Below are 2007 nucleotides of genomic sequence, written 5' to 3'. Positions count from 1 at the left end.
CTTGCAGATGGCAGTCACGGATTTAATGGATCGCGGAAATTCTGACCCCGTGTTATCGGGATTGAACACCAACTTCAGTGCCACCGTGCCCCAGATTTATCTGGACATCGATCGTGAGAAAGCGATCAAAATGGGAGTCCCCCTCGATTCCATCTTTGATACCTTGCAGGCGGAGCTAGGCTCCACATATGTGAACGACTTCAACATTTTCAATCAAGTCTTCAAAGTCATGGTTCAGGCTGATGAGGATTATCGAAACAAGGTGGAAGATATCACTCGTTTGAAAGTACGAGACCGCAGAGGGAGTATGGTGCCGCTGCATACCCTGATCAAAGTCAATAATTCTGCCGGCCCGCAAGAAGTGGATCATTATAATTTATATCCGACAGCCGCCATTACCGGAAACCCGGGTCCAGGCTACAGCTCAGGGCAGGCGATTACGCGGATGGAACAACTTGCGGATGAAATCCTGCCGGAAGGATTCGGCTATGAATGGACGGGAATCGCGTACCAGCAGATTGAAGCAGGGAACATGGCGCCTTTCATTTTTGCGATGGCACTGGTCTTTGTATATTTGTTTTTATGTGCCCAATATGAAAGCTGGACGATTCCCCTGTCGGTCATTCTCTCCGTACCATTGGGGATCTTCGGGGCGATTTTTGCCACCATGCTGCGTGGACTGGATAATAATATCTATACGCAGGTCGGTTTTGTTTTACTGATCGCGCTGGCCAGTAAAAATGCGATTCTGATTGTGGAATTTGCCAAGCTCCAGCGTGAAGCGGGCAAATCGATCACTGATGCCGCGATCGAAGCCTGCCATCTCCGGTTTCGTCCCATTCTGATGACTGCCATCAGCGCGATTCTAGGCGCAGTACCTCTGGCGATTGCAGCGGGAGCCGGCGCCGCGAGTCGACAGGCATTGGGAACGGCGGTCGTCGCGGGGCTGACGGCTGCGACATTCTTTGGTGTATTTATGGTTCCCGTGATGTATGTGATTATTCAGAAGATGAGCGAATGGATGCGAGGTTCAAAACCGGCGATGGAAGAAGAAGAGGCAGCCGGTTCCGCGACACCGGCAAGCTAACGGGGCGAACGTTATCCGACAACGGACTAACTGAAGTGACGTTGTCGGCTGGCTTCATACAGTAGAATACTGGCAGAAATCGCAACATTCAAAGATTCTGTCTGACCCTGCTGTGGAATTCGGACCAGATGAGAACACGTTTCGAGTAACTCCCGACTGATGCCTGAGCCTTCATTTCCCACGACAATGGCCGTCGGTTGGTGAAAATCATAATTCGAAAGCACGCCGTGAGCGTGCATCGCCGTTCCCACGACGAAAATCCCGGCCTGTTTCAACTCACGACAGAGTTGTGCGAGATCGGAGACTTCTGCAATCGGGATACGGTTCACTGCACCGGCCGACGTGCGGCAGACGAGGCTGTTTACCTCGCATTGTTCATCCGTTCCTGTGAAAACGCCATGCGCACCCAGAATTTCAGCAGACCGAATGATTGCTCCGAAATTGTAGGGATCCTGAATGCGGTCCAGGATCACGTAGAGTGGCGATGAAGTTTGTTGCTGTATGATTTCCTGCGCAGAGGAATAGGGAAAGGGAGCCATTTTGGCAATCATCCCCTGATGATCGCTGGCGCGACATTTTTGAGCAAGATCAGCGTCCGAGGTGATGCAAACCGGAATGGATAATTGCTTCGCACGCTGTTCAGCCAGAGTCATTTCGTCTGCGCTTAACTGTTCTGATAAATGCAATTCCCAGATCGGCCAGAAACCTGCCGACAATGTTTCCATGACCGCATTCCTGCCCCAGATCCAGCACTTCTGGTGGTTTCCCAGCAGGGGCTTGTATTTCTTTCCTTTAGAATGCTTTCCGACCATAGGAATTCTTTATCACTTTGATTATTCTATTAAATAAAAATGAACTCAAGTCCAATAGTATTCTTAACTGTTGGTCATCATTTGATTGATTATGAGCACGTAAATGGC

The 2007-nt window shown here is 50.1% G+C and carries 2 protein-coding genes; one reads left to right on the top strand and one right to left on the bottom strand.

The annotated features are described in order from the left end of the window. The coding region (locus Q0294_RS14040) for an efflux RND transporter permease subunit (RefSeq protein WP_299466518.1) at nt 1–1087 on the top strand (1087 nt) is incomplete at its 5' end. 26 nt (nt 1088–1113) lie between these two features. Here Q0294_RS14040 and rlmB read toward each other — a convergent pair. Then, nucleotides 1114–1899, bottom strand: a complete 786-nt coding sequence (gene rlmB, locus Q0294_RS14035) for a 23S rRNA (guanosine(2251)-2'-O)-methyltransferase RlmB (RefSeq protein WP_299466516.1) — start codon at nt 1897–1899, stop codon at nt 1114–1116. Nucleotides 1900–2007 lie beyond the last annotated feature (108 nt).

The organism is uncultured Gimesia sp. (assembly GCF_937919775.1).
Lineage (GTDB): Bacteria > Planctomycetota > Planctomycetia > Planctomycetales > Planctomycetaceae > Gimesia.
Note: the sequence above shows the minus strand (reverse complement) of the source record. Positions and strands in the feature narration are given on the sequence as shown.